Source organism: Teichococcus wenyumeiae (assembly GCF_003696345.1).
GTDB classification, from domain to species: Bacteria; Pseudomonadota; Alphaproteobacteria; order Acetobacterales; family Acetobacteraceae; genus Pseudoroseomonas; species Pseudoroseomonas wenyumeiae.
The window spans coordinates 128,377-154,577 of the sequence record NZ_RFLX01000007.1; the positions used below are offsets into that span (position 1 = coordinate 128,377).

Annotated in this window: 25 protein-coding genes; 12 read left to right on the forward strand and 13 right to left on the reverse strand. The window is 68.4% G+C overall.

What is annotated here, in order from left to right:
• Positions 1 to 56 precede the first annotated feature (56 nt).
• Positions 57 to 680 carry an ankyrin repeat domain-containing protein gene (locus EBE87_RS11775; RefSeq protein ID WP_122140005.1) on the forward strand — a complete coding sequence of 208 codons (624 nt, stop codon included), beginning with the start codon at positions 57 to 59 and terminating at the stop codon, positions 678 to 680.
• 7 nt (positions 681 to 687) lie between these two features.
• Here the strand turns inward: EBE87_RS11775 and mtgA are convergent, their stop codons facing one another.
• The 3 genes from mtgA to EBE87_RS11790 form a co-directional block, all read right to left on the reverse strand.
• Positions 688 to 1,377, reverse strand: a complete 690-nt coding sequence (gene mtgA, locus EBE87_RS11780; protein WP_120638103.1) for a monofunctional biosynthetic peptidoglycan transglycosylase — start codon at positions 1,375 to 1,377, stop codon at positions 688 to 690.
• Positions 1,377 to 2,012 (reverse strand): thermonuclease family protein, encoded by a 636-nt coding sequence (locus tag EBE87_RS11785; RefSeq protein WP_158600866.1) that lies wholly within the window; start codon positions 2,010 to 2,012, stop codon positions 1,377 to 1,379. Before EBE87_RS11785 ends, mtgA begins: the two co-directional genes overlap by 1 nt.
• 62 nt (positions 2,013 to 2,074) lie before the next feature.
• On the reverse strand, positions 2,075 to 2,998 hold the full coding sequence (locus EBE87_RS11790; RefSeq protein ID WP_233553179.1) for a YihY/virulence factor BrkB family protein: 924 nt from the start codon (positions 2,996 to 2,998) through the stop codon (positions 2,075 to 2,077).
• Between the two features lie 248 nt (positions 2,999 to 3,246).
• Here EBE87_RS11790 and EBE87_RS11795 point away from each other — a divergent pair, with 248 nt between their 5' ends.
• Complete coding sequence (locus EBE87_RS11795) at positions 3,247 to 4,854, forward strand: ABC transporter substrate-binding protein (protein WP_120638106.1); 1,608 nt, start codon at positions 3,247 to 3,249, stop codon at positions 4,852 to 4,854.
• Here EBE87_RS11795 and EBE87_RS11800 read toward each other — a convergent pair.
• A complete protein-coding gene (locus EBE87_RS11800; protein WP_120638107.1) occupies positions 4,841 to 5,497 on the reverse strand; it encodes a TetR/AcrR family transcriptional regulator in 657 nt (218 codons plus the stop codon). The genes EBE87_RS11795 and EBE87_RS11800 overlap by 14 nt on opposite strands.
• A 239-nt stretch (positions 5,498 to 5,736) precedes the next feature.
• On the opposite strand from EBE87_RS11800, the gene EBE87_RS11805 reads away from it, so the two are divergent.
• The 5 genes from EBE87_RS11805 (at position 5,737) to EBE87_RS11825 (ending at position 11,582) form a co-directional block, all read left to right on the forward strand.
• Positions 5,737 to 6,888 carry an ABC transporter substrate-binding protein gene (locus EBE87_RS11805; protein ID WP_120638108.1) on the forward strand — a complete coding sequence of 384 codons (1,152 nt, stop codon included), beginning with the start codon at positions 5,737 to 5,739 and terminating at the stop codon, positions 6,886 to 6,888.
• 30 nt (positions 6,889 to 6,918) lie between these two features.
• Positions 6,919 to 7,959, forward strand: coding sequence for a branched-chain amino acid ABC transporter permease (locus tag EBE87_RS11810; RefSeq protein ID WP_120638109.1), 1,041 nt, complete (start codon positions 6,919 to 6,921; stop codon positions 7,957 to 7,959).
• A gap of 1 nt (position 7,960) precedes the next feature.
• The gene (locus tag EBE87_RS11815) at positions 7,961 to 9,751 is read left to right on the forward strand and encodes a branched-chain amino acid ABC transporter ATP-binding protein/permease (RefSeq protein ID WP_120638110.1); all 1,791 of its coding nucleotides are present in this window, start codon (positions 7,961 to 7,963) and stop codon (positions 9,749 to 9,751) included.
• A complete protein-coding gene (locus EBE87_RS11820) occupies positions 9,748 to 10,473 on the forward strand; it encodes an ABC transporter ATP-binding protein (protein WP_120638111.1) in 726 nt (241 codons plus the stop codon). The genes EBE87_RS11815 and EBE87_RS11820 overlap by 4 nt, the downstream gene beginning before the upstream one ends.
• Before the next feature lie 140 nt (positions 10,474 to 10,613).
• Positions 10,614 to 11,582 carry a tripartite tricarboxylate transporter substrate binding protein gene (locus tag EBE87_RS11825; RefSeq protein WP_120638112.1) on the forward strand — a complete coding sequence of 323 codons (969 nt, stop codon included), beginning with the start codon at positions 10,614 to 10,616 and terminating at the stop codon, positions 11,580 to 11,582.
• Positions 11,583 to 11,600: 18 nt separating this feature from the next.
• On the opposite strand, the gene EBE87_RS11830 is transcribed toward EBE87_RS11825, so the two are convergent.
• On the reverse strand, positions 11,601 to 12,803 hold the full coding sequence (locus EBE87_RS11830; protein WP_199707323.1) for a dihydrolipoamide acetyltransferase family protein: 1,203 nt from the start codon (positions 12,801 to 12,803) through the stop codon (positions 11,601 to 11,603).
• 2 nt (positions 12,804 to 12,805) lie between these two features.
• Positions 12,806 to 14,902 (reverse strand): alpha-ketoacid dehydrogenase subunit alpha/beta, encoded by a 2,097-nt coding sequence (locus EBE87_RS11835; RefSeq protein WP_120638113.1) that lies wholly within the window; start codon positions 14,900 to 14,902, stop codon positions 12,806 to 12,808.
• Between the two features lie 179 nt (positions 14,903 to 15,081).
• On the opposite strand from EBE87_RS11835, the gene EBE87_RS11840 reads away from it, so the two are divergent.
• Positions 15,082 to 15,552 (forward strand): Lrp/AsnC family transcriptional regulator, encoded by a 471-nt coding sequence (locus tag EBE87_RS11840; RefSeq protein WP_120638114.1) that lies wholly within the window; start codon positions 15,082 to 15,084, stop codon positions 15,550 to 15,552.
• An 8-nt stretch (positions 15,553 to 15,560) separates the two neighbouring features.
• On the opposite strand, the gene EBE87_RS11845 is transcribed toward EBE87_RS11840, so the two are convergent.
• Positions 15,561 to 15,911 (reverse strand): DUF1428 domain-containing protein, encoded by a 351-nt coding sequence (locus EBE87_RS11845; RefSeq protein ID WP_120638115.1) that lies wholly within the window; start codon positions 15,909 to 15,911, stop codon positions 15,561 to 15,563.
• A gap of 52 nt (positions 15,912 to 15,963) precedes the next feature.
• Between EBE87_RS11845 and EBE87_RS11850 the strand changes: the two genes are divergently transcribed.
• Positions 15,964 to 16,401, forward strand: a complete 438-nt coding sequence (locus EBE87_RS11850) for a MarR family winged helix-turn-helix transcriptional regulator (RefSeq protein ID WP_120638131.1) — start codon at positions 15,964 to 15,966, stop codon at positions 16,399 to 16,401.
• A 4-nt stretch (positions 16,402 to 16,405) separates the two neighbouring features.
• Here the strand turns inward: EBE87_RS11850 and paaZ are convergent, their stop codons facing one another.
• The gene (gene paaZ, locus EBE87_RS11855) at positions 16,406 to 18,442 is read right to left on the reverse strand and encodes a phenylacetic acid degradation bifunctional protein PaaZ (RefSeq protein WP_120638116.1); all 2,037 of its coding nucleotides are present in this window, start codon (positions 18,440 to 18,442) and stop codon (positions 16,406 to 16,408) included.
• Between the two features lie 23 nt (positions 18,443 to 18,465).
• The gene (locus tag EBE87_RS11860; RefSeq protein ID WP_120638117.1) at positions 18,466 to 20,559 is read right to left on the reverse strand and encodes an FAD-dependent oxidoreductase; all 2,094 of its coding nucleotides are present in this window, start codon (positions 20,557 to 20,559) and stop codon (positions 18,466 to 18,468) included.
• Positions 20,560 to 20,772: 213 nt separating this feature from the next.
• On the opposite strand from EBE87_RS11860, the gene paaG reads away from it, so the two are divergent.
• The 3 genes from paaG to EBE87_RS11875 all read left to right on the forward strand — a co-directional run bounded on the left by paaG (position 20,773) and on the right by EBE87_RS11875 (position 23,502).
• Positions 20,773 to 21,564, forward strand: a complete 792-nt coding sequence (paaG, locus tag EBE87_RS11865) for a 2-(1,2-epoxy-1,2-dihydrophenyl)acetyl-CoA isomerase PaaG (protein ID WP_120638118.1) — start codon at positions 20,773 to 20,775, stop codon at positions 21,562 to 21,564.
• Positions 21,565 to 21,592: 28 nt separating this feature from the next.
• A complete protein-coding gene (gene paaK, locus EBE87_RS11870; protein WP_120638119.1) occupies positions 21,593 to 22,909 on the forward strand; it encodes a phenylacetate--CoA ligase PaaK in 1,317 nt (438 codons plus the stop codon).
• Between the two features lie 170 nt (positions 22,910 to 23,079).
• Entirely contained in the window at positions 23,080 to 23,502 is a 423-nt protein-coding gene (locus EBE87_RS11875; protein ID WP_120638120.1) for a YciI family protein, read from the forward strand.
• A gap of 4 nt (positions 23,503 to 23,506) precedes the next feature.
• Here the strand turns inward: EBE87_RS11875 and paaE are convergent, their stop codons facing one another.
• The 4 genes from paaE to paaB are packed head-to-tail and all read right to left on the reverse strand — an operon-like array spanning position 23,507 to position 26,200.
• Positions 23,507 to 24,601, reverse strand: a complete 1,095-nt coding sequence (paaE, locus tag EBE87_RS11880; protein WP_120638121.1) for a 1,2-phenylacetyl-CoA epoxidase subunit PaaE — start codon at positions 24,599 to 24,601, stop codon at positions 23,507 to 23,509.
• An 11-nt stretch (positions 24,602 to 24,612) separates the two neighbouring features.
• Positions 24,613 to 25,107: a 1,2-phenylacetyl-CoA epoxidase subunit PaaD gene (paaD, locus tag EBE87_RS11885; protein WP_120638132.1), complete on the reverse strand. Its 495-nt coding sequence runs from the start codon at positions 25,105 to 25,107 to the stop codon at positions 24,613 to 24,615.
• A gap of 5 nt (positions 25,108 to 25,112) precedes the next feature.
• Entirely contained in the window at positions 25,113 to 25,889 is a 777-nt protein-coding gene (gene paaC, locus EBE87_RS11890; RefSeq protein WP_120638122.1) for a 1,2-phenylacetyl-CoA epoxidase subunit PaaC, read from the reverse strand.
• Between the two features lie 23 nt (positions 25,890 to 25,912).
• Positions 25,913 to 26,200, reverse strand: coding sequence for a 1,2-phenylacetyl-CoA epoxidase subunit PaaB (gene paaB, locus EBE87_RS11895; protein WP_120638123.1), 288 nt, complete (start codon positions 26,198 to 26,200; stop codon positions 25,913 to 25,915).
• Position 26,201 lies beyond the last annotated feature (1 nt).

A 26,201-nucleotide genomic window follows, 5' to 3' on the forward strand; every position in this document is an offset into this window, starting at 1 on the left:
CCTGCCACGCGTTGTCCCGGTTCCAACCCCTCTGCTTTCCCTCTAAAGGTGCCGTTATGCGCCGTTCGATCTCCCCCACCCGCCTCCTGCCTCTCGCCGCCCTGGCCGCCATGCTGCTGCCAGGCCTGCCGGCCATGGCCCAGATGGGCCGTGGCCCCATGACGCCGAACGCGCCCGCCGCCTCCTCCGCCGCGCCACCGCCCGCGCTGCCCGGGCTGGCCACCCGCAATGCCCCGCCGGCCATTCCGCCGGATGCCAATTTCAACAACCTCGGCCCGACCGAGGCGCTGTTCGACTCGATCAACCGCGGCGACCTTGCCTCCGCCCGGGATGCGGTGTCGCGTGGCGCCGATCTCAACGGCCACAACGTGCTGGGGCTGACGCCGCTGGAATCCGCTGTGGACCAGGGGCGCAACGCCATCGCCTTCTTCCTGCTCTCCGCCCGCGGGGCCGTTCCTTCCTCGGCACCGCCGCCCCCGCCGCTGCCGGGTGCGGAAGGCCCCGCCACCGCCGGCCGCGCCGCGCCGGCCCCCCGCCCCGCCCGCGCGCCGCTCTCCGCGCCGCCCGCGGTTGCGCCACGGGGTGCCGCCGCGCCGGCCACGCCGCTGCCGCGCGCCGATGGCGGCGCAGCCCGCCCGGATGTCGGCTTCCTGGGCTTCGACGCCGGCCGGGGCGGCTGAGCCGCCGTCAGCCGGCGCAGTCCAGCAGTTCGCCCAACTGGCCGGCGCGGCGGCGGATCAGGTCCGCCCGGTTCTGCACATAGGGGCCGGGTGAGGCCGCCGACCATTCCAGCGGGTTCGGCAGCACCACCGCCAGTCTTGCCGCCTGCGCCGCCGTCAGCCGGGCGGCGGGACGGTTGAAGAAGGCCTGCGCCGCCGCCTCCGCGCCATAGATGCCGGGGCCGAACTCCACGATGTTGAGATAGACCTCCAGCACCCTCTGTCGCGGCCAGAGCAGTGCCACCTGCGGCGTCAGCCAGGCTTCCAGCACCTTCCGCAACGGGTCCCGGCCCGGCCAGAGGAACAGGTTCTTGGCCACCTGCATGGTGATGGTGCTGGCGCCGCGCGGGCGGTCCCCCTCCAGCGCCGCCTCCACCTGCCCGCGCAACTGCTGGAAGTCGAAGCCCAGCCACTGGCGGCAGAAGAGATTGTCTTCCGAGGCGATGACGCTGCGCGCCAGGGAGGGGGCGATCTGCTCATAGGGCACCCAGTCCTTGGACAGGCCGTAGCCCTGCGCCGCCCGCAGCAGCATCAGCGGCGTCACCGGCACCGGCACGAAGCGGAAGAACAGGATCAGCAGCGGCGGCCCGAGCAGGAAGGCCAGCCCGAGCCGCTTCAGCCAGCGGTGGCGCAACAGCCCGGGCAGCCGCAGGCGCATCAGTCCCGCCCGCAGGCGTTGTCGCGGCCCCGGAATTCCCAGGGATATTCGAAGCGCCCGGACCAGGCGCCGCTCCGCGCGGCCTTGGCGGCCTTCTCCTCATCGGCATAGGCGCCCTTGGAGAAGCGGGGGCAATCGAAGGCGAAGCCGGTGCGCACCATGGCGGCATTCAGTTCCAGGCTGCCATTGCCGTTGCGGCGCGGCACGCTGCAGGTGGCGACGACGCGGCCATAGGTTTCGCTGCCATCTGGCACGCAGGTGACATCGGCGCCGCCGATCAGCGCCACCAGCGCATCCCGCGCCTGCTTGCCGCAGTCGTAGCTGCCCTGGCCGCGGCCGGTGCAGCGCTGGTCGCTTTCCAACGCGTCGATGCCGCGCAGGCGGATGCGGGTCTGGTCCAGGTCCAGCGTATCGCCGTCGATGATGCGGGCCAGGCCGCTGAGCGGCTCGGTATCGCCGCGTGAACGGCGAGAGGTGCCGCGCTGCTGCGGCTCCTCCTGCACCAGCACGCCCCAGGCGGCGCGCAACATGCGTTCCAGCTTGGCTTCAGTGATCTGGCCGCTGCCGAACAGGCCAGCGACCGCGGCGATCAGGACGATCCAGGGTGCGGCGCCGCGCCGCTTGAAGGCACTCATGGGTGAGGTATCAGGACTATCATAGCGGCGCCTCTGTGCCATGCCTGCGCCGCCACCGCACCTCACATCAGGTGTGGCAGGTTCAATGGCGGCCGCTCCGGGGCATCGGGGCCACGCGCGCGCTTGCTCCGCGCGCGGTTGAGGGCACGGGGGTCCTCCTCCAGGTCCCAGCCGCCGGCATCGCGCCACATGGCATAGGCCTTGGTGAATTCGGCGCCCAGCAGGAAGATCTGCGCGGAATAATAGATCCAGAGCAGCACGATCACCACCGACCCGGCCGCCCCGTAGGTGGAGCCGATGGCGCTGCTGCCGAGGTAGAGGCCGATCAGGCTCTTGCCCAGGTTGAACAGCAGGGCGGTGACCAGCGCGCCCACGATCACGTCCTTCCATTCCAGCTTGCGGTCGGGAAGGATCTTGTAGATGGCGGCGAAGAGCACCGTGATCAGCCCCAGTGAGATCAGGACATTCGCGATGCGGATGATGGTGGAGATGCCGGGCAGATAGATATCCAGCGCTCCCCGCAGCCCGGAGAGCAGGGCGCTGATCACCAGCGAAACGAGCAGCAGGAAGCCCAGCGTCGCCACCAGCCCGAGCGACAGCGCGCGCGCCCGCAGCAGGGAGGAGATGGTGATGCTGGTGACCTGAGCCTTCCAGATCTTGTTGAGGCTGGTCTGGATCTCGCCAAAGACACCGGAGGCGGTGACGATCAGGGTCACGATGCCGATCAGGCTGGCCAGCTTGCCCGTGGTGGGGTTGGAGGCGCTGCGGATGATGCCCTGCACCACCTCCGCCCCCGCCTGCCCCATCAGCCCGCCCAGTTGCGCTTCCAGCGCGCCGCGCGCCGCGTCCTCCCCGAAGGCGAGGCCGGCGATGGCGATGGCGATGATCAGCACCGGCGCCAGGGAGGTGACGGTATAGAAGGCGATGGCCGCTCCCCGGCTCAGTGCCTCGTCCTCGATGAAGCCGAGGATCGTTTGCCGGGCCAACCACCAGGCCTTGTTCACCTGCCGCCTCAACATTGGTCTGGCCTTTCGCTGCCGGGGAAAAACGGGAGCGTAGCGGAGCCGGTTGCGTGATGGCGGCGGAAGCACGGCGATGTGGCCAAGCGGCCACAGTGACACCCCTGCAAATGGCCTTGCCACTCTCCGGAAATCCCGGTCTGCTGCGGTGCAGAAGCGCGAAAGCGCCTGTCACGCGGCCTGGTCTCGCTCATCCTTCGTCGGGAGACGATCTCATGCTGCGACGTGACCTGCTCAGGGGCGCTGCCCTGGCCGCGAGCCTTCCCGCCATTCCCGTGACCCTGCCCCGGCTGGCGCGCCCCGCCATCGCGGCCAGCGCCGCCCGGGTGCTGAAATTCGTGCCGCAGGCCGATGTCACGGTCACTGACCCGGTGATGACCACGGCCTATATCACCCGCCACCACGCCCTGATGGTCTGGGACCAGCTCTATGGCCTGGACGACAGGCTGGTGCCGCAGCCGCAGATGGTGGAAGGCCATGCCGTCGAGGAAGACGGGCTGCGCTGGACCTTCCGGCTGCGGGAGGGGCTGAGGTTCCATGACGGCGAGCCGGTGCGGGGCCGCGACTGCATCGCCTCCATCAAGCGCTGGGCGGCGCGGGACACACTGGGCCAGGCGCTGCTGGCCCGCACCGCCGAGATGGCGGCGCCCGAGGACCGCGTCTTCACCATCCGCCTGACCAAGCCCTACGGCCTGATGCTGGAGACCCTGGCCAAGATCGGCCCGCCGGCCCTGGTGATCATGCCGGAGCGTCTGGCCAGCGGCGACCCTTTCAAGCCCATCACGGAGCTGGTCGGCTCCGGCCCCTATCGCTGGAAGGCGGATGAGCGGGTGGTGGGCGCCCGCGTGGTCTATGAGCGCAACCCGGATTACGTGCCGCGCCAGGGCAGGCCGGAGCACGCCGCCGGCCCCAAGGTGGTGCATTTCGACCGCGTCGAATACGCCGTGATGCCCGACCCGGGCACCGCTGCCTCCGCCCTGAGCAATGGCGAGGTGGATTGGTGGGAGAACCCGCCCAACGACCTGCTGCCTGTGTTGAAGAGCGCGCGCGGTGTGGCGGTGGACCGGGTGGTGACCAACGGCGGCCTCGGCACTGGCGTCTTCAACCACCTGCACCCGCCCTTCGACAACCCGGCCATCCGGCGCGCGGTGCTGATGGCCTCCTCCCAGGCCGATTTCATGACGGCGGCGGCGGGCACCGATCCGAAGATGATGGGCATCGATGTCGGCCTCTTCACGCCCGACACGGCCATGGCCAGCACCGAGGGGCTGGAACTGGTGCGGGAGCCGCGTGACCTGGAAGCGGCACGGAAGGCGCTGAAGGAGGCCGGCTACAAGGGCGAGAAGGTCGTGCTGATGTCGGCCAGCGACAACCCGCTGCTGGCGGCGCTGGGCGAAGTGGGGCGCGACCTGCTGACCAAGCTGGGCATGGAGGTCGATTTCGTGGTGGCGGACTGGGGCACTGTGGTGCAGCGCCGCGCCAGCAAGGCGCCGCCGAGCCAGGGCGGCTGGAACATGTTCCACACCACCTGGAACGGCGTGGACATGCTGAACCCGATGGTGGAGCAGACCCTGCGCGCCAATGGCGACAAGGCCTGGTTCGGCTGGCCCAGCAGCCAGCGCGTCGAGGACCTGCGCGCCGCCTGGCTGGAGGCGCCGGACCTGCCCTCGCAGCAGAAGATCGCCGGGCAGTTGCAGCGCGCGGCGCTGGAGGACGTGGTCTACCTGCCGACCGGCCAATACTTCCAGGACAGCGCCTGGCGCAGCGACATCCGGGACGTGGTGAAGGGCACCTTCGTCTTCTGGGGCGTCAGGCGCGGGTGAGGCGCTCGGGGCGGCGTGCCGGCGCCGCCTCTTCCGGCTCCAGCCCGGCCATGGCGCGCTCGGCGCCCGAGAGGATCAGTTCGGTCGCCAGCCGGGCATAGGCCTCGCGCGCCATGCCGCGTCCGTCGCGGAACCACAGGTAGCTCCAGTTCAGCATGCCGAAGAGCGACATGGTCAGCGGCTTCAGCAGCGTCCGGCTCTGCCCGGCGGAAGGCACCGCCGCCGCGATGGCCTCGGCGAAGACGGCGACGATGCGGCGCTCCAGCGCCCGCAGCACATCCTGCTTGTCCTGTGGCAGAAGCTGGAGATTCGCGATCTGGATCTGGTGCTCGGCATCCGCGTCCCGGTAGGTGTCGAGCAGCGCGGCGGACAGCGCGTGCAGCCGCTCGCGCGGTTCGTCGGTGGAGGCGAAGGCGCGCTCCACCGTCTCCACCAGCGTTTCCAGGTGCAGGTGCAGGATATCGAAGAGCACCTCTTCCTTGGAGACATAGTAGTGGTAGAGCAGCGCCTTGGAGGCGCCGCAGGCCTTGGCGACCATGGTGATGGAGGTGCCGGTGAAGCCATGCTGCGCGAAGAGCCGCGCGGAGGTCTTCAGGATCTGGCGCCGCTTCTCGTCGTAATCTTCCGCCCGTGTCCGAGCCATGCCCACCTCTTCCGGCGCCGAGTGACGTTTCCCTGAGGGCGGATTAAGCGACCGATCGGTTGGTGAAAGCAACCCCGCCGAGGGGTTGGAAAGCGCTTGATTTGACCGACCGGCTGGTCAATTCTTCCGGCACCTCCGTCCTGGCCGCGACATCGTCCCAAGGGATAATGTCAGGCCGGGGCCAAGCAGCCTCTACAGGGAACATCTGAAGTTCCTGGCGTCCAAGAAGGGAGAAGTCGATGCGGAACCTCGCCGCCGGCCTGATGCTGGCGCTCGGCCTGACCACCGCCGCCCATGCCGCCGAACCCGTGCGGGTCGGCGTGGTGCTGTCCGAAACCGGGCCCGGCGCCTCGCTCGGCATTCCCGAAGGCCGATCCATCCGCCTGCTGCCCAAGGAATTCGGTGGCCAGCCCGTGGAATGGATCGTTCTGGACGATGGTTCCGACACCACCCGCGCCGTCACCAACATGCGCAAGCTGATCACCGACAACCGCGTCGATGCTGTGATCGGCTCCACCGTCACCCCCGCTTCCATCGCCATGGTGGAAGTGGCGGCCGAGCAGAAGGTACCGACCATCTCGCTGGCCGGCTCGGCCGCCATCGTGACGCCGGTCGATGACAAGCGCCGCTGGGTCTTCAAGACCGCGCAGAACGACGCGCTGATGGCCACTGCCGTCGCCGACCACATGGCCAAGGCGGGCGTGAAGCGTCTGGCGCTGGTCAGCGTCAGCGATTCCTATGGCGATGGCTGGCTGGGCATCTTCAAGCCGCTGCTGGAGCAGCGGAACATCGCCGTGGTGGCCGATGAGCGCTATGCCCGCACCGATACCAGCGTCACCGGGCAGGCACTGAAGGTGACCTCGGCCCGCCCGGACGCGGTCTTCATCATCTCCGCCGGCACGCCGGCCGCGCTGCCGGCCAAGACGCTGCGCGAGCGCGGCTTCCGCGGCGCGATGTACCAGACGCATGGCGTGGCGAATTCCGATTTCCTCCGCGTCGGCGGCAAGGATGTGGAAGGCACCATCCTGCCCGTCGGCCCCGTGGTGGTGGCGGACCAGCTGCCGGAGACGCATCCCTCGCGCGTAATCGCCCGCCAGTATCGCGATGCCTATGAGGCCGCGCATGGCGCCGGCAGCGTCTCAGCCTTCGGCTCCTATGCCTATGATGCCGGCATCCTGTTGCAGAACGCCATTCCGGTGGCGCTGAAAACGGCGCAGCCCGGCACGCCGGAATTCCGCACCGCGCTGCGCGATGCGCTGGAGGGGCTGAAGGGCGTCGTCTACGTCAACGGCACCGCCAACATGTCCACCACCGACCATGTCGGCCAGGACAGCAACGCACGCGTCATGGCCGTCATCAAGGACGGCAAGTGGCAGGCCCTGCCGCAGTAACGACCCACCGACCATCGCCGGGGACTGGCCGTGGATCTCTCGATTCTTCTCGTGCTCGTGCAGGATGGCGTCGTCAACGGCGCCATCTACGGGTTGCTGGCCCTGGCGCTGGTGATCGTCTTCACTGTCACCCGCGTGATCCTGGTGCCGATCGGCGAATTCGTCTCCTTCGGGGCGCTGACGCTGGCGGCGCTGGAGGCCGGCACGCTGCCGGGCACGGTGTGGTTGCTGCTGATCCTCGGCGCGGCCTCGGCGGCCTGCCGGCTCTGGGCCTCCCGCCGCCATGCCACGGCGAAGTCCATCGCGCTGCAGCTCGGCACCTCGCTGCTGCTGCCGGTGGTGGTGGCCGCGCTGGCCTGGGCAAGCTTGGCCTGGGAAGCGCCGCTGCTGGCCAAGATCATCCTGGCCCTGGCCATCGTGACGCCGATGGGCCCCTATCTCTATGACATCGTCTACCGCCCCATGGCCGATGCCACGGTGCTGGTGCTGCTGATCGTCTCCGTCGCGCTGCACCTGGCCTTGCAGGGGCTGGGGCTGGTCTTCTTCGGTGCCGAGGGTTCCCGCACCACGCCGCTGTCCGAGGCCACGATGGAGATCGGGCCGCTCTTCATCACCGGGCAGTCGGTGGCGATCGTGGTGGTGACGCTGGCGCTGATCGTCGCGCTGTTCCTGTTCTTCGAGAACACGCTGCTGGGCAAGTCGCTGCGCGCCACCGCCGTCAACCGGCTGGGCGCGCGGCTGGTGGCCATCTCCCCGGCGCTCTGCGGCCATGTGGCCTTCACGCTGGCGGCGGTGATCGGCGCGCTGGCCGGCATCCTGATCTCCGCCATCACCACCATCTACTACGACACTGGCTTCCTGATCGCGCTGAAGGGCTTCGTCGCCGCCGTCATCGGGGGGCTTGTCAGCTATCCGCTGGCGGCCGCCAGTGCCATCCTGATCGGGCTGGTGGAAAGCTTCGCCTCCTTCCATGCCAGCGCCTTCAAGGAAGTGCTGGTCTTCATGATCATCATTCCCGTGCTGCTCTGGCGCTCCTTCCGCACGCCCGTGGCGCTGGACGAGGAAGAATAAGATGGCCCCCATGCACCGCATGGCCGCGGGCGCGGCGCTGGCCATCGCCATCCTGGCGCCGCTGCTGCCCGGCTTCCCGCCCTTCTGGGTGACGCTGCTGAGCTATATCGGCCTTTCCGGCCTTGTGGCCCTGGGCCTGGTGGTGCTGGTGGGCGTGGCGGGGCTGACTTCCTTCGGGCAGGCCATGTTCGTGGGCTTCGGCGCCTATACCACCGCCATCCTGACCACCCGCTACGGGCTTTCCCCCTGGCTGACGCTGCCGGTGGCGCTGCTGGTCTCGGGCGGGCTGGCCTGGGCCATCGGCGCGGTGACGCTGCGGCTGAAGGGGCATTACCTCGCCATCGCCACCATCGCCTGGAACGTTTCCTTCTTCTACCTCGTCGGCAACCTGGACTTCTTCCACCGCAACGACGGCATCAGCGGCATCCCGCCCATCACGCTGGCGGGCATCGACTTCGGCGATACGCGTAACTTCTATTTCCTGGTGCTGGCCTGCGTGGTTCTGGCCATCCTGCTGACGCGCAACCTGCTGAACTCCCGCCCTGGCCGCGCCGTGCGGGCGCTGCGCGGCGGCGCGCTGGCGGCGGAATCCTTCGGCGTGAACACCTTCCAGGCGCGCATCCTGGCCTTTGTCTATGCCGGGGTGCTGGCGGGGCTCTCCGGCTGGCTCTACGCGCATCTGCAACGCGCGGTGAACCCCTCCCCCTTCGGCATCAACATGAGCATCGACTACCTGCTCATGGCCGTGGCCGGCGGGGTGCATAACATCGGCGGTGCCTTCCTGGGCGCCGCCATCGTCACGCTGCTGCGGGACCAGTTGCAGACGCTGCTGCCCTCCCTGCTGCATGCCCAGGGCAATTTCGAGATCATCGTCTTCGGCGCGCTGCTGATCCTGCTGCTGCAATTCTCGCCGCGCGGCATCTGGCCGCATCTGGCGAAGCTGGCCGGCCGCCTGCTGCCACAGGGCGAGAAGCCAGCGGTGCCCGAGCCCAGCGAGGCGCAGGTGCTGCCGCCGCGCCCGCAGCCGGAACGCGGCGCCGAGATCCTGCGCGCCACCGCGCTGCGCAAGCAGTTCGGCGGGCTGGTGGCGGTGAATGATGTCGGCTTCCATCTGGCGGCCGGCGAGGTGGTCGGGCTGATCGGCCCCAATGGCGCCGGCAAGAGCACCACCTTCAACCTGCTGACCGGTGTGCTCTCCGCCACCAGGGGCAGCGTCAGCTTCCTGGGCGAGGAAATCTGCGGCCGCGCCGCGCGCCATATCGCGACGCGCGGCGTCGCCCGCACCTTCCAGCACGTGAAGCTGGTGCATGGCATGACGGTGCTGGACAATGTGGCGCTGGGCGCGCATCTGCGCGCCGCCTCCGGCCCCCTGCGCGCCGCGCTGAAGCTGGACCGGGCGGAGGAAGCCAGGATCTTCGCCCTCGCTTGGCAGCAGTTGCACCGCGTCGGGCTGGCGCATTGCGCGCATCTGGTGGCGGATGAGCTTTCGCTGGGCCAGCAGCGGCTGGTGGAGATCGCCCGCGCGCTCTGCCTCGACCCGGTGCTGCTGCTGCTGGACGAGCCCGCCGCCGGGCTGCGCCACCTGGAAAAGGCCGCATTGGCAAAACTGCTGGACAGGCTGCGGGCGGAGGGCATGACCATCCTGCTGGTCGAGCACGACATGGACTTCGTGATGAACCTGACCGACCGGCTGGTGGTGATGAACTTCGGCGCCGAGCTGGCGCAGGGCCGGCCTAAGGAGATCCAGGGCAACCCCGCCGTGATCGATGCCTATCTGGGAAGCGCGGCATGACGATCCTCAGCGTCCGCAACGCCACCGTCACCTATGATGCCATCCTGGCGGTGTCGGATGTTTCCATCGAGGTGCCCAGGGGCAGCATCGTCACCATCCTGGGGCCGAATGGCGCGGGAAAGTCCTCGCTGCTGAACGCCATCATGGGCGTGGTGCCGGCCAGCGGCAGCGTCACTTTCGCCGGGCGCGACCTGCGCGGGGAAAGCGTGGAAGCGCGCGTCAATGACGGCCTTTCCCTGGTGCCGGAAAAGCGCGAGCTGTTTTCCTCCATGACGGTGGAGGACAACCTCCGCCTCGGCCGCTTCCGCCTGCGCCACAAGGGCAGCGCGGAGCCGCTGCTGAACGAGATGTTCGCCCTGTTTCCACGCCTGAAGGAGCGGCGGAAGCAATTGGCCGGCACGCTTTCGGGCGGGGAGCGGCAGATGCTGGCCATGGCGCGCGCCCTGATGGGCGAGCCGCGCCTGCTGATGCTGGATGAACCGAGCCTCGGCCTCGCGCCGCTGATCGTGCGGGAGATCCTGCAGACCGCCGCGAACCTGCGCGACAATGGCACCTCCATCCTGCTGGTGGAGCAGAATGCCCGCGCCGCGCTGCGCATCGCCGACTACGGCTATGTGCTGGAGAATGGCCGCGTGATGCTGGAGGGCGAGCCTGGGATGCTGCAGGCCGATAGCCGCATCATCGAATCCTATCTCGGTGTCCGTTCCGCCGTGTCGGTCTAAGAAGCGCGCCTCACACCCTGTTGTCTGACAACATGACGGCCCTGCTATTGCAGATGGCATGATGTCCGGATGAACATCCGGTCATGCTGCCGGCGCTAGTCGCTGTCAGCGGGACGTCCAGGCAACAAAGGTCACAGGCCATGAAGTTCACTCGCCGCTTGGCTCTTCTCGCACCCGCCGCACTGGCCGCTGCCCGCATCCTGCCGGCCCAGGCCCAGGCCACCTTTCCCAGCCAGACCGTCCGCATCATCGTGCCCTATAGCCCGGGCGGCGCTTCTGATATCGCGGCGCGCCTGATCGCGGAGAAGCTGACGCCGCTGTGGAAGCAGTCGGTGGTGGTGGAGAACCGCACCGGCGCCAATGGCATTGTCGGCAGCGATGCCGTGGCCAAGGCGGCGCCGGATGGCACCACGCTGGGCTTCGTCTCCGTGAACCACGCGGTGAACGCGGCGCTCTACACCACGCCCTTCGACACGCTGAAGGATTTCTCCGTCCTCAGCATCATCTATTCCGTGCCGCTGGTGCTGGTGGCGGCGCCGGACTTCGCCGCCAATTCGGTGCAGGACCTGGCCAAGATGGTGAAGGCGAAGCCGGGCGATGTCACCTTTGCCAATACCGGCGGCGCGGTGCATCTGGCGGCGGAGATGTTCGCGCACCAGGTCGGCGCGGCCATGACCAATGTGCCTTATCGTGGCTCCACCGCCGCGCATCCGGACCTGATCGGCCGCCGGGTGGACGTGATGTTCGACACGCTGCCGGCGGTGCTGGGTCATATCCAGGGCGGCAAGCTGAAGGCCCTAGCCACCACCGCCGCGCAGCGCCTGCCGATCCTGCCGGAATTGCCCACCGTGGCCGAAAGCGGCTTCCCCGGCTTCGAGGCTTCCACCTGGGGCGCCATCATCGGCCCTGCCGGGCTGCCGGGGCCGGTGGCGCAGAAGATCGCCACCGATGCCGCCGCGCAGTTGAAGGAGGAATCGGTGAAGGAGCGGATGGCCGCGCTCGGCGCCACCCCCGTCGGCAGCACGCCGGAGGAAGCGCAGAACTTCGTCCGCGCTGAGCTGACGAAGTGGCAGCAGGTCGTCACCCAGGCCGGCATCCAGAAGCAGTAGCCGGATCGTGCCGGCGCCTCAGGGCGCCGGCCAGTTCTCCAGCACCTCGACGAAGCGCGTCAGCCAGGCATTGGTCTGCGCGCCGTCGATGACGCGGTGGTCGATGGTCAGTGAGACGTAGCACATCGGCCGGATCAGCATGGCGTCGCTGCCGCCGACCTCCCGCACCACGACGCGCTTCTCCAGCTTGCCGATGCCCAGGATGGCGGATTGCGGCTGGTTGATGATGATCGGCGTTGCCACCAGAGAACCCGAGACACCGTGGTTCGAGATGGTGAAGGTGCCGCCGCGCACGTCTTCCGGCGCCAGCTTGTTGGTGCGGGCGCGCTGCGTCACTTCCTGAAGCCGCTGCGCGATGCCGAGCAGCGAGAGCGACTGCGCCTCATGGATCACCGGCACGATCAGCCCATGGTCGCCCAGCGCGGTGCCGATGCCAATATTCATGGAGGAAAAGACCTCCAGGTGCTCCTCATGCCAGCGGCTGTTCACCGTGGGCGCCACCTTCATGGCTTCCACGCAGGCCTGCACGAAATAGGCGGTAAAGGTGAGGTTCACGTCCTGCGCAGCGAATTCGGCCTTCTTCGCGGCGCGATGCGCGATGATGGCGGAAAGGTCGGCCTCGAAGACTGCCGTCACATGCGGCGCCACCGCCACCGAATGCGCCATGTGCTCGGCGATGCGCCGGCGCATCGGGCTGTGCGGGAGGATGCTGGAGCGCAAACCGGAAGGCCCCTGCGCCGCCGGCAAAGGCTTCGGCGCGGGTGGTGGCGGGGCCGTTGGTTGCGCCCGCTGTTCCAGCGCCTGCACCACATCGTCGCGCGTGATGCGGCCGCCCTTGCCGGTGCCGGGTACGCTGCTAGGGTCGATGCCGCTTTCGCTGACCAGCTTGCGCACGGCTGGCGAGAGGCGAAGCTCCGGTTCCGCATGCACGTCCGGCGGCCGGGGGCGCTCAGCCGGCGCGGCGGCGGCGCTGCCCTCCCCCGGCTCGATATGGCCGAGCAGCGCGCCGGGCTCCACATCGCCCTGGGCGATCAGGATGGCAGAGAGGCGGCCACTGGCCGGGGCGGCCACTTCCATGGCGACCTTGTCGGTCTCCAGTTCCACCAGCGGCTCCCCTTCCCGCACCATCTCCCCAACCTGCTTGAACCAGGTGCGGATGGCGGCGGTGGTGCCTTCCTGCGCGATGGGCGACAGGATCTCTGTCAGTGTCATCGTGTCCATGTTCAGAACGCCACCAGCGCGTCGATCTTGTCGCGGATGCGCTGCACCGAGGGCACCACATGGTTCAGCAGCACCGGGTTATGCGGGCTGGGGATATCCGGCATGGTCAGGCGCGCCACGGGGGCATCCAGTTCCATGAAGGCGTCGTCCGCCACCACGGCGGCGATCTCGGCGCCGAAACCGGCGGTGCGCAGGTCCTCGTGCACGATCAAGCAGCGATGGGTGCGGGAGACGGAGTCCAGCACGGCCTCCTTATCCCAGGGCATCAGGGTGCGGAGGTCGATCACCTCGACGGAATGGCCGCTGGCGCGTGCCGCTTCCTCGCAGCGTTCCACCATGGCGCCCCAGGTGACGATGGTCAGCTTCTCACCCCGCAGCGTCACGCGCGCTTTGCCGAAGGGCAGCACATAGTCGTCGCCCGGGTAAGGGCGGCGCGCCCAGGCGGCATCCAGCATGGCGCGGTGCTCCAGGAACATCACCGGGTCGTCGCCGCGCAGCGCGCCGCGCAGCAGGCCCACCGCATCCTCGGCATTGGAGGGCACGGCGACCTTCCAGCCGGGGGAATGGACGAATTGCACCTCGTTGGTCTGGCTGTGCCAGGGATCGCCGCACTTGAAGAAGCCCACCGGCATCCGCAGCACCATGGGCGCGGCGAAGCGGTTGTTGGTGCGCCAGCGCATGGTGCCGCAGTCGTTGATCTGCTCCACCGCCGGGTCGGCATACTTGCGGAACTGGATTTCCGGCACCGGCATCAGTCCGGCCATGGCCATGCCGACGGCGCGGCCGACGATGCCTTCCTCCGACAGGCTGGTGTCGAAGACGCGGCTGGCGCCGAACTTCTCCTGCAAGCCGAGCGTCACGGCATGTACGCCGCCCTTGGGGCCGATATCCTCGCCAAACAGCAGCACGCGCGGGTTCACCGCCAGCTCATGCTCCAGCGTGCGGCGGATGGCGGTGACCATGTTGATGCGCGCGCCCTCGGGCTTCGGCATGTCGTTGCCGGCGGGCGGCGTGATGCCAGCGGCGCGGAGGCCGCCCATCACCTGCGGCTCGGCTTCCGAAAAGACATGGCGCAGCACGCTCTCCGGCTCCGCCACCGGGCGCTGCTCGGCGGCGGCGCGGGCGGTCTCGACGGCGGCCTGGGCCTCGGCGGCCACCGCATCCCATTCGGCTTCGCCCATCACGGCCGGCACCAGGAAGTCACGCAGCTTGGGCAGCGGGTCGCGCGCCCATTCCGCTTCCACCGTGGTGGCGGACTTGTAGGTCTGGGTGTCTTGGAAGGAATGGCCTTGCAGGCGTGGCACGGTCAGGCGCAGCAGGCAGGGGCCTTGACGGTCGCGCACATGCTCCTGCGCCTCCCGCACCAGGGCGGCCGCCGTGGCGGGGTCGGTGCCATCGCCGGAAAGGACATGCAGGCCGCCGAAGGAGGCCAGGTTGGCCGCGATATTGGCGCCCGGCGTCTGGAAGCTGGAGGGTACGGAAATGCCGTAGCCGTTGTCCTCGATATAGAAGAGGACGGGCAGCTTCTGCGTCGTCGCCGCCGTCAGCGCCGCCCAGAAGCCATTGGTGGCCACCGAGGCATCGCCGCCCAGCACCACGCCGATGGCGCGTGCATAGTCCGGGTCCTTCAGCACGGTGCGATGGTATTCCATCGCCTGCGCCCAGCCCACGGTGGGCGTGTATTGCGCGCCGACGCCGCCGCACATCGGCAGCGCCGAGGCCCCCTGCGGATTGGGATAGTTGAAGACGACGCCGATATCCCGCCCGTCCGAATAGCCGCCGGCACGGGCCATGGAGGAACCCAGCGCTTCCTCGATCTCCACCCCCAGCGCCAGCAGCATGGGGCGGGAGCGGTAGTAGCCGCAGGCGGCGTCATGCCGCTCCGTCAGGCCAAGGCCCAGCAGGATCTGCGCCATGTCATGCCCGCGGGCTGAGAACTGGTAGAGAACCTTCTTCTCGGGAACGAGGGTCTTTTCCTCCAGCGCATCCAGGGCGCGGGAGACCTGCATCAGGTAAGCGACCCGGCGCCAGTCCACGGCAGGGTCCGGCGCATTGCTGCGCGCGGGCGAAAATGGCTTGGAAAGGGCAAGCGATCCCATGGTCCGTTTCCCTGTTATCAGGCGGCTTCAGCCGGCAATGCGTTGGCACCAGCCTAGGCTCGCCACAGGGGCAAAACCGTTTCTGTTTTTGCGCGGGATGCGCGGATTCGGGCATAATCCCATCGCCAAACCGGCAGATGAGGCATATTCATGCCTCGCCTTTTCGAGAGGATTCGGCGGTGGCGCAGAGTGTCGACCTGGACCAGTTCGAACGGGCGATTCTCGCCGCGCTGCAAAAGAACGCGCGGCAAAGCGTGCAGGAGCTGGCGGACAGGATCGGCCTCTCCACCTCTCCCACCTGGCGGCGGCTGAAGGCGTTGCAGGATGCCGGGGTGATCCTGGAATACGTGGCGCGGCTGGACCCGGCGAAGCTGGGCTATGGCCAGACGGTCTATGCCAATGTCACCCTGGCCAAGCACAACCGCGACGCCTTGCAGGATTTCGAGAAGGCCATCGTGGAACGGCCGGAAGTGCAGCAGTGCTTTTCCATGACCGGCAGCGCCGACTACATCATCCGCGTCGTGGTGCAGGATGCGGCGCATTACGAGCGCTTCCTGCAGGAGGTGGTCTTCACCAACCCGGCGGTGCAACACATCTCGTCGCATTTCGCCTTGCGGGAGGTGAAGAATACCTCGGCGCTGCCGCTGTAGCCCCGCTGTCAGGCATCCACGATGGGCATGAAGCCGCCCATGATCATGCGCTTGCCATCGAAGGGCATGTCGTGCATCGCCTGCATGCGCGGGTCGGACATCATCCTGGCCATGGCCGCGTCGCGCACCTCCTTGGAGGGGTACTCGATCCAGCTGAAGACCACGACCTCTCCGTCCTCCGCCTTCACGGCGCCACGGAAGTCGGTGAGCTTGCCATCCGGCACATCGTCGCCCCAGCATTCCACCACGCGGGTGGCGCCGAATTCCTTGAAGATCGGCGCCGCCTCGGCCGCGTGGCGGCGGAACGCCTCCTTGTTCGCGGCAGGCACGGCCAGGACGAAGCCATCCACGTAGGACATGGCGCGTTTCCTCCATCTGTTGTATAAGGTTGATATCAACCTACCTGGCCGCATGTCAAAGCCTGTTCCATTCAAGACGACGCTGGAGGTGCGCGACACCTGCCTCTGCCTGCATGTGCAAAGGGCGGCGCGCGCCCTGGCCCGGCGTTTCGATGAGGCGCTGAGGCCTTTCGGCCTCACCAACGGCCAGTTCTCGTTGCTGATGGCGCTGAACCGGCCGCAGCCGGTGCCGATGCGGCCGGTGGCGCAGTTGCTGGCCATGGACCGCACCACCCTGACGGCGGCGTTGAAGCCGCTTCAGCGCGATGGGCTGGTGGCGGTCACCACCGACCCCGCCGACCGGCGCGGCCGCCTGCTGGCTCTCACCCGAGAGGGAGAGGCGCTGCTGGCCCGCGCCGTGCCGGTCTGGCGCGCCGTGCATGGCGCGTTGGAGGCCGGCCTGCCGGGGAGGGCCGAGGACCTGCGCGCGGGCCTGTGCGCCCTGTGCTGAGCCCTCAGGCCAGCCGCGCGCTCATGGTCAGCACGTCGTATTGCGCCACGGTCTCGTTGTTCTGGTTGAAGACCTCGGCATCCCAGCGTACCTCGCCGTAATCCGGCAGGCGGGCGGCGCGCTTGGTCTTCACCGTCAGCCGCACGCGGATGGAATCGCCGGGCGAGACCGGCTTCAGGAAGCGCAGCCGCTCCAGCCCGTAATTCGCCAGCAGCGGCCCCGGCGCCGGGTCCACGAAGAGGCCCGCCGCGAAGCTCAGGATCAGGTAGCCATGCGCCACCCGGCCGGGGAAGAAGGGGTTCGCCTTGGCCGCTTCCTCGTCCATATGGGCGTAGAAGGTGTCGCCGGTGAAGTTGGCGAAGTGCTCGATATCCTCGAGGCTGATGGTGCGCGCCGGGGTCTCGATCGTGTCGCCGATGCTGATCTCGTCGAAGTTCTTGCGGAAGGGGTGCGGGCCTTCCGTGCGGGTCGGCGCGCCCTGCCCCCAGGTCTTGGTCAGCGCGGTCAGCTTGGCGGGCGAACCCTGCAGCGCCGTGCGCTGCATGTAGTGGTACACGCCGCGCAGCCCGCCCATTTCCTCGCCACCGCCGGCACGGCCGGGGCCACCATGCACCAGCGGCGGCAGCGGCGAGCCATGGCCGGTGGCCTCCTTGGCGCTGTCCCGGTCGACCAGGTAGAGCCGGCCGTGGAAGGGCGCGAGGCCCATCACCAGCTGCTCCGTCACCTCGGCATCGTAGGAGAAGGCGGAGGCGACCAGGCTGCCCTCCCCCCGCTGCGCCAGCTCGATCGCCTGGTCCAGGTCGTCATAGGGCAGCAGGGTCGAGACGGGGCCGAAGGCCTCGACATGGTTCACCCGCTCCGCGCGGATCGGGTTGGCGCAATGCAGCAGCACGGGAGACAGGAAGGCGCCGGCATTGGCATCGGCATCCACCACCGCGCAATGCAGCGGGTCGCCGAAGACGATCTCGGATTCCGCCGCCAGCTTCGCGATATTCTCGCGCACGTCGTGGCGCTGCCCCTGGCTGGCCAACGGTCCCATGCCAACCTTCTCGTCACGCGGGTTGCCGATGGCCACCTTGCCCAGCCGTGCCGCCAGCGCATCCCGCACCGCTTCCACACGGTCGCGCGGCACGATGACGCGGCGGATGGCGGTGCATTTCTGGCCCGCCTTGGCCGTCATCTCCCGCGCCACTTCCTTGACGAAGAGGTCGAATTCCGGGCTTTCCGGCGTCACGTCGCTGCCCAGGATGGCGGCGTTCAGCGAGTCCCGCTCCGCGATGAAGCGCACCGCCTCGCGCGAGACCGTGGGATGGTCGCGCAGTTTGCCGGAGGTGGTGGCGGAGCCGGTGAAGGAGACCACGTCCTGCCCCGTCAGGTGGTCCAGCAGGTCGCCGGTGGAACCCGCGACGAATTGCAGCGCGCCCGGCGGCAGGATGCCGGATTCGACGATCATCGCCACCATGGCATGCGCCACGTAGGCGGTGGCCGTCGCCGGCTTGGTGATGACCGGCACGCCGGCCAGGATGGTCGGCGCCAGCTTCTCCAGCATGCCCCAGCAGGGGAAGTTGAAGGCATTCACATGCACGGCCACGCCATGCAGCGGCGTCAGGATATGCGCACCGACGAAGCTGCCGTTCTTCGACAGCGGCTCGAAGGCGCCATCCAGCACGAAACGCTCGCTCGGCAGTTCCTTGCGGCCACGGGAGGCATAGGCGAAGAGCGTGCCGATGCCGCCGTCGATATCGATCCAGCTATCCCGCCGCGTGGCGCCGGTGTCGAAGGACAACTCGTAGAGCGCTTCCTTCCGCTCGGTCAGATAGACCGCCAGGCGCTTCAGCATCTCCGCGCGCTGGTGGAAGGTCAGCATCCGCAACGCCGGACCGCCCACCTTGCGCCCGAAGCGCACCATGGCCCCGAAATCCACGCCCGCCGAGGATGCGGTCGCCATCACGCGGCCATCCACCGCGCTGGGGATCTCGACCGCGCCGGCGCCGGGGGCGACCCAGCGGTTCTCGGCGAAGCTTTGCAGTGTCAGGACCATGGTGTTTCCATCCTGTGTTCAGGTCAGCCGGGCGTGGCGCGCCCGCGCTGCCATTCCTTGAAGGTGGTGTTCGTCTCGGCCAGCTTGCGCAGCAGGGGCGCGGGTTCGGAGCCCACGCCGCCAGCCTTGGCCGCCGCCTCCACCTCGGCCAGCACGGCGCGCAGGCCAAGCTGATCGGCGGCAAACAGCGGCCCGCCCTTCAGGCGCGGGAAGCCGTAGCCATTGGTGAAGACGAGATCGATATCGGAAGGCCGCAGGCTGATGCCTTCTTCCAGGATCTTCGCGGCCTCGTTCGCCATCACCGCCAGCAGGCGGTTCTGGATCTGCTCTGGCGTGAAGGAACGCGGCGTGATGCCGGCGGCCTGACGCTCGGCGGTGATGATGGCATCCACCGCCGGGTCCGGCTCCGCCTTGCCGCTGGCATAGTTGTACCAGCCGGAACCGGTCTTGCGGCCGAGGCGCCCGGCCTCGCAGAGCCGGTCCGCGATGGCGACATAGCGCTCGCCCGGGTCGCGCGTCGCGGCGCGGCGCTTGCGCATGGCCCAGGCGATATCCAGGCCGGACATGTCGCCCACCGCGAAGAGGCCCATGGCGAAGCCATAGGATTCCAGCGCCGCATCCACCTCGCGCGGGCTGGCGCCATCCTCCACCAGGTATTCGGCGTGGCGACGATAGACGGCATAGATGCGGTTGCCGATGAAGCCTTCGCAGACACCGGAGACGATCGGCAGCTTGCCCAGCTTCTTGCCGAAGGCGAGGCCGGTGGCCAGCACATCCGGCGCCGTCTTGGCGCCGCGCACCACTTCCAGCAGCTTCATGATGTTGGCGGGGGCGAAGAAGTGCAGCCCCAGCACATCCTGCGGCCGCTTGGTGAAGGCGGCGATCTCATCGGGGTCGAGGTAGGAGGTATTCGTCGCCAGCACCGCGCCCGGCTTCGCCACGGCATCCAGGCGGCGGAAGATATCCTCCTTCACCGCCATGTCCTCGAAGGCAGCCTCGATGATCAGGTCGGCCTGGGCCAGCGCGTTCCAGTCGGCGGCGGGGGTGATGCGGGCGGTGCGCTCGGCGGCCACGGCCTCCGTCAGGCGGCCGGACTTGGCCTGCTTGGCATAGGCGTCGCGCAGCCGGGCGCCGCAGGCTTCGGCGGCGGCCTCGTCACGTTCGATCACCACCACCGGCAGCCCGGCATCGGCCACCGCCATGGCGATGCCGCTGCCCATGGTGCCGCCGCCGATCACCGCCACCTGGGAGACCGTGCGCGGCTTCACGCCTTCCAGCCCCGGCACGCGGGCGGCTTCCCGCTCGGCCAGGAAGAGGTGGCGCAGCGCGGCGGCCTCGGCGCTGGCACGCAGCGGCAGGAAGAGTTCACGTTCCCGCTTCAGCCCGGCGGGGAAATCCATGGCGGCGGTTTCCCGCAGCAGGCCGACCACCACAGCCACGGCGGGCACGCCCTTGCCCTTCTTGATCGCGGCCTGGGCGGCGGCTTCCTCGGCGGCCTCGTCCCGCGCCGGGATCGGCAGGGTCGAGACCACGCGCTTGGCGGCGCCTGGCGCCAGCCGAACGGCCTCGGCCAGCAGCTCACCCTCCACGACGGCGTCGAGGATGCCGAGCTTCACGGCCTCCGGCGCGCGCAGGATCTTGGCCTCGCCGATCATCTCGATGGCCTTGGCGGTGCCCACCAGGCGCGGCAGCCGCTGCGTGCCGCCGGAGCCTGGCAGGATGCCCAGGCGCGTTTCCACCAGCCCGACGCTGGCCTTGGGCGTGGCGATGCGCAAGTCGCAGGCCATGGCGACTTCCAGCCCGCCGCCCAGTGCAAAGCCGTCGATGGCCGCGACCACCGGCTGCGGCATGGCCTCCAGGGCCGCGACCACGTCCGGCAGGATGGGCTCATCCAGCGGCAGGTCCATTTCCTTGATATCGGCGCCGGCGATGAAGCGGCCCGGGCCGCCATGCAGCACCACGCCCCGCACCGAGGCATCCGCCGCCAGCTCGCGCACGGCTTGCAGCAGCCCCTGCCGCACGGGGCGGGAGAGCGCGTTGACCGGCGCGAAGTCGATCCGCACCAGCGCGACGGCGCCCTCGCGGCTGATCGTGACGGCGGTGTTGGACTGGTCCATGGCAAGCTTTCTCCCATCAGGCGTGGGCAGGGTATGGCCAGCCCGCCAATTGGCAAGCCACCCGCCTCCACACGCCCGGCCAGTTGCCGGCTTCTGGGCGCCGGAAATTATTTGACCGTCCGGACGGTCAATGCAAGGATGAATTCGCGCCCTGGCTTGCCGGCGGGCCAAGAGACCATCCATGGTCCAGCAGCCACGATGAGAGGAAATGGCATGGAACAGGTTTTGCGGGTGGAAAAGCGCGACGGCTGGTGGAAGCTGGTGCTGAACCGCCCCGACAAGCTGAACAGCTTCAATGAGGCGCTGCACACCGCGCTCTACGCCGCGCTGGGCGAGGCCGCCGAAGCGCAAGATTGCCGTGCCGTGCTGCTGACTGGCGAAGGCCGCGGCTTCTGCGCCGGCCAGGACCTGGGCGACCGCAAGCCGGGTGTTGGCGGCCCGCCGGACCTCGGCAGCACGCTGGAGCGCTTCTACAACCCGCTGATCCGCCGCATCCGCGCCCTGCCGAAGCCGGTGGTCTGCGCCGTGAATGGCGTGGCGGCCGGGGCCGGCGCGAATATCGCCATTGCCTGCGACATCGTGCTGGCGGCGCAATCGGCCCGCTTCATCCAGTCCTTTTCCAAGATCGCACTTGTGCCGGATTCGGGAGGCACTTTCCTGCTGCCGCGTCTGATCGGCGAGGCGCGGGCCCGTGCGCTGATGTTCACCGCCGACCCCCTGCCCGCCACCACGGCGGCGGAATGGGGCATGATCTGGAAGGCGGTGCCCGACGACCAGCTGGTGGCGGAATCCGAGGCCCTGGCGGCGAAGCTGGCGGCGCAGTCCACCGAAGGGCTGGGCCGCGTGAAGCAGGCGCTGGAAGCCTCCTTCGGCCATTCGCTGGACCAGCAGCTTGACATGGAACGCGACCTGCAACGCGAGGCCGGCCGCTCCCCCGACTATGCCGAGGGCGTGCGGGCCTTCCTGGAGAAGCGTTCGCCCCGCTTCGGCCAGCGCGACGCCTAGCAACGAAGCAAGCGAGGAAACCCCAGAGATGAGCGCGACGACCCTGGAGCAGAGTTCTGTGCTGCACGCGGTGGAGCGTGCATCGCGCGAAGAGATCCGCGCGCTGCAGCGCGAGCGGATGGCGAAGGTGCTGCGGCATGCCTATGACAATGTGCCGCATTACCGCCGCAGCTTCGATGCCGCCGGGGTCGGCCCGGACGACTTCAAGGACCTGCCGGATATCGCCAAGTTCCCCTTCACGGTGAAGACGGACCTGCGGGACAACTATCCCTTCGGCCTGCTGGCCGTACCGCAGGAGAAGATCGCGCGCATCCACGGTTCCTCCGGCACCACGGGCAAGCCGATCGTGGTGGGCTATACCCAGGGGGATATCGACAACTGGGCGGACCTCGTCGCGCGCTCCATCTATGCCGCCGGCGGGCGGCCGGGGATGAAGGTGCATGTGGCCTATGGCTACGGCCTCTTCACCGGCGGCCTCGGCGCGCATTACGGCGCGGAGCGGCTGGGCTGCACCGTCATCCCGATGTCGGGCGGCATGACCGAGCGGCAGGTGCAGCTCATCAACGACTTCAAGCCGGAAATCATCATGGTCACGCCCAGCTACATGCTGGCGCTGATGGATGAGTTCCGCCGCCAGGGGCTGGACCCGCGCCAGTCCTCGCTGAAGATCGGCATCTTTGGCGCCGAGCCCTGGACCAATGCGATGCGCCAGGAGATCGAGCAGGCCTTCGACATGCAGGCCGTCGATATCTATGGCCTCTCGGAAGTCATGGGCCCGGGCGTGGCGCAGGAATGCGTCGAGACCAAGGACGGCCTGCATATCTGGGAAGACCATTTCTACGCCGAGGTGATCGACCCCAATACCGGCGAAGTGCTGCCGGATGGCGAGATGGGCGAGCTGGTCTTCACCACGCTCACCAAGGAAGGCCAGCCCGTCATCCGCTACCGCACGCGGGACCTGACGCGGCTGCTGCCCGGCACCGCCCGCCCCGGCATGCGGCGGATGGAGAAGGTCACTGGCCGCTCGGACGACATGATCATCCTGCGCGGCGTCAATGTCTTCCCCTCCCAGATCGAGGAAGCCCTGCTGGCGCAGGACTGGTGCAGCGGCCATTTCCAGATCCGCCTGACGCGGGAAGGCCGGATGGATTGCATGACCATCCATGCCGAATGCCGCGCCGGCCTCTGGGATGGCGAGGGGCTGAAGCAGGAGGCCCGCGCGCTGATCGAGCAGATCAAGAACACCATCGGCATCTCCACCAAGGTCGTGATCGAGCAGCCGGGCGGGGTCGAGCGCTCGGTCGGCAAGATGCGGCGGGTGATCGACCGGCGCGATCAGGGCTGATACAACAGGGGCCATGACGCTGGCATGCGCAATGGCCCCAGCCCGGCCAGAGCGCGGCGGCAGGCCGCAGGGCTGGCTCCGACCACAATCCCTTGAGCCGGCCCCTTGCCTCTTCTTACTCAGGATAGTTCTGGCAGGCTGTCGATCCCCTGAAACGAGGGAGGTCGAGAATGCGTGTCATGGTTCTGGTCAAGGCGACACGAGACAGCGAAGCCGGCGTCATGCCGCCGCTCGAACTGCTGGAAGCCATGGGCAAGTACAATGAGGAACTGGCCAAGGCCGGCATCCTCCTGGCCGGCGAGGGCCTGAAGCCTTCATCCCAGGGAAAGCGGGTGGCCTTCGACGGCGCCGACCGCACCGTAACCGACGGCCCCTTCCCGGCTACCGGCGAACTGGTCGCGGGCTTCTGGCTCTGGCAGGTCAAGGACATGGCCGAAGCGGTGGAATGGGTGAGACGATGCCCCAATCCCATGCCCGGCCCCAGCGAGATCGAGATCCGCCCGCTCTTCGAGCTCGAGGATTTCGGGGATGCCATGTCGCCGGAGCTGGCGGCGCGGGAAGAGAAGCTGCGCGGCCAGATCCCCGGCCGCTGAAGCCTCACATCTGGTCGTAATCGATGACCACGTGCTCGCTGGTCGGGCGGGCCTGGCAGGTCAGCACGAAGCCGGCCTTGGTTTCCCAGGGTTCCAGCGAGTAGTTGACCTCCATCTCCACCGTGCCCTCCACCACCTTGGCGCGGCAGGTGCTGCACATGCCGCCCTTGCAGGCATAGGGCAGGTCCAGCCCGGCGCGCAGCGCGGCATCCAGGATGGCCTCACCCTCCGCCACCTTCACCTGCCGGCGGTTGCCATCCACGATCAGGTCGGCCACGCGATGCGCTGCCTCGGCCTCGGCGGCGCTGGGCACCACCTTGGGGCGCGGCCTGCCGCCCAGGGCGGAGACGAAGCGCTCGATATGCACCCGCTCCTCCGGCACGCCCATCTCTCGCAGGGTGACCTCGATCTCGTCGCTCATGCCGGTGGGGCCACAGACAAAAATGTGGTCCACCTGCTCGGCGGGCACCATGTGGCGCAGCAGCACACGCACCTTCTCGCCATCCAACCGGCCGTTCAGGATGGGGATATCCTGTTCTTCCTTGGACAGCACATGGAAGACCGAGAGCCGGCCTAGGAAGCGGTCCTTCAGCTCCTCCAACTGCTCCCGGAACAGCATCTCGCGCGCGGCGCGGTTGCCGTAGAACAGGAAGAAGCGGCTCAGCGGCTCCCGCGCCAGCACCCCGCGCACGATGGAAAGGATCGGCGTGATGCCGGAGCCTGCGGCGAAGCCAACATGGATGCGCGCCTCGCCCGGTGCCGGCGCCACGCCGAAGCGGCCGGTGGGGGTCATCACGTCCAGCTCGTCGCCGGCCTGCAATTCGGTATTGGCCCAGGTGGAGAAGGCGCCGCCATCCACCTGCTTCACCGCGATCCGCAGCTCGCCGTCCTGCGGGCCGGAGCAGATGGAATAGGAGCGGCGGACTTCCTCGTCATCCAGCTTCGTGCGCAGCGTCAGGTACTGGCCCGGCTCAAAGGCATAAAGGTCGCGCAGCTCCCCCGGCAGGTCGAAGGCGATGGAGACGGCGTCCCGCGTTTCCCGCTTCAGGTCGGCGATGCGCAGGCGGTGGAAGCGGGGCGTCGTGGGGGTCGCGGACATGGCTGCTTCCGTCAATGACATTTGAAATAGTCGAAGGGCTCGCGGCAGCTTTCGCAGCGCCACAGCGCCTTGCAGGAGGTGGAGCCGAATTCCGCCAGCAGGCTCGTGTCGTTCGAGCCGCAGCGCGGGCAGGTCACCACATCCTTGCCGAACAGCGCGCGGCGGCCGCTGCCGGGCTGCGGCGGCGCGATGCCGTATTCATGCAGCTTGCGGCGGCCTTCCTCGGTCATCCAATCCGTGGTCCAGGCCGGCGCCAGCACCGTGCGGATTTCCTTGTCCGCGATGCCCGCGCGGGACAGCGCGAGGTCGATCTCCACCGCGATCATGTTCATCGCCGGGCAGCCGGAATAGGTGGGGGTGATGTCCACGCGGACATGGCCGCCTTCCACCACCACATCCCGCAGCACGCCCAGATCGGCGATGGTCAGCACCGGGATCTCCGGGTCCACCACCGCGCTGGCGGCTTCGATGGCCTTCTGCCGCAGCGCCGCGTCGGTCTGCGTCATGGCATTCACCAGGTGGCGTCGGGATAGGTCCGCTGGAGCACCTGCATCTCGGCCAGCATATGGCCCAGGTGCTCGCTGTGCAGGCCGGTGCGGCCGCCCTTCTGCATCCAGCCCGGCGCGGGCTTCTCCAGCGTCGCCTCGGCCAGGATCTCGGACACTGTCTTGTCCCACTCGGCGCGGAAGGAAGCGGGGTCCATCACCACGCCGGCGGCGATCAGCTCCTGCTCGGCGGCATCGGCCTCGAACATCTCGCCGGTATAGGGCCAGAGATGCGCCACCGCCTCGGCGGCGCGGCGGTGGCTTTCCTCGGTGCCATCGCCCAGGCGGATCACCCATTCGGCGGTGTGGCGCAGGTGGTAGGCGCTTTCTTTTTCCGACTTCGCGGCAATGGCGGCCAGCGTGGGGTCGGAGGACTTCATCATCGCGCGCCAGTAGGGGTCGGCGAAGGCGGCGTAGAAGAACTGGCGCAGGATGGTGCGGGCGAAGTCGCCATTCGGCTGCTCGGCCAGCAGCAGGTTGCGGTACTGGCGGGCGTCGCGCAGGTAGGCGTAGCGGTCCTCGTCATTGCCCGCCGCCTCGACCTCGGCCGCATAGGTATAGAGGGAACGCGCCTGGCCCAGCAGGTCCAGGCCCATATTGGCGAGCGCCATCTCTTCTTCCAGCGCCGGGCCGCGCCCGCACCATTCAGACAGGCGATGGCCCATCACCAGCGCATCATCGGCGCGGCGCAGGCAGTAGAGCACCAGCGGGCTTTCATTCACCCGGATCGTGTTGGTCGCCATTCCCGTTTCCTCCCGCGCCGCTCTCACATATGCCCGACTTCGTTGGGCACTTCGTAGAAGGTCGGATGGCGATAGATCTTGGTCTCGGCGGGCTCGAACATCATGCCCTTCTCGCCGGGATCGGAAGCGGTGATGGCATTGGAGGGCACCACCCAGATCGAGAGCCCCTCCCCGCGCCGCGTATAAACGTCGCGCGCCGCCTGCAAGGCCAGCGTGGCATCCGCCGCATGCAGCGAGCCCACATGCTTGTGGGAAAGCCCATTGCGGCTACGAATAAAAACTTCCCACAGCGGGGTCACGGTCTTGGTCATA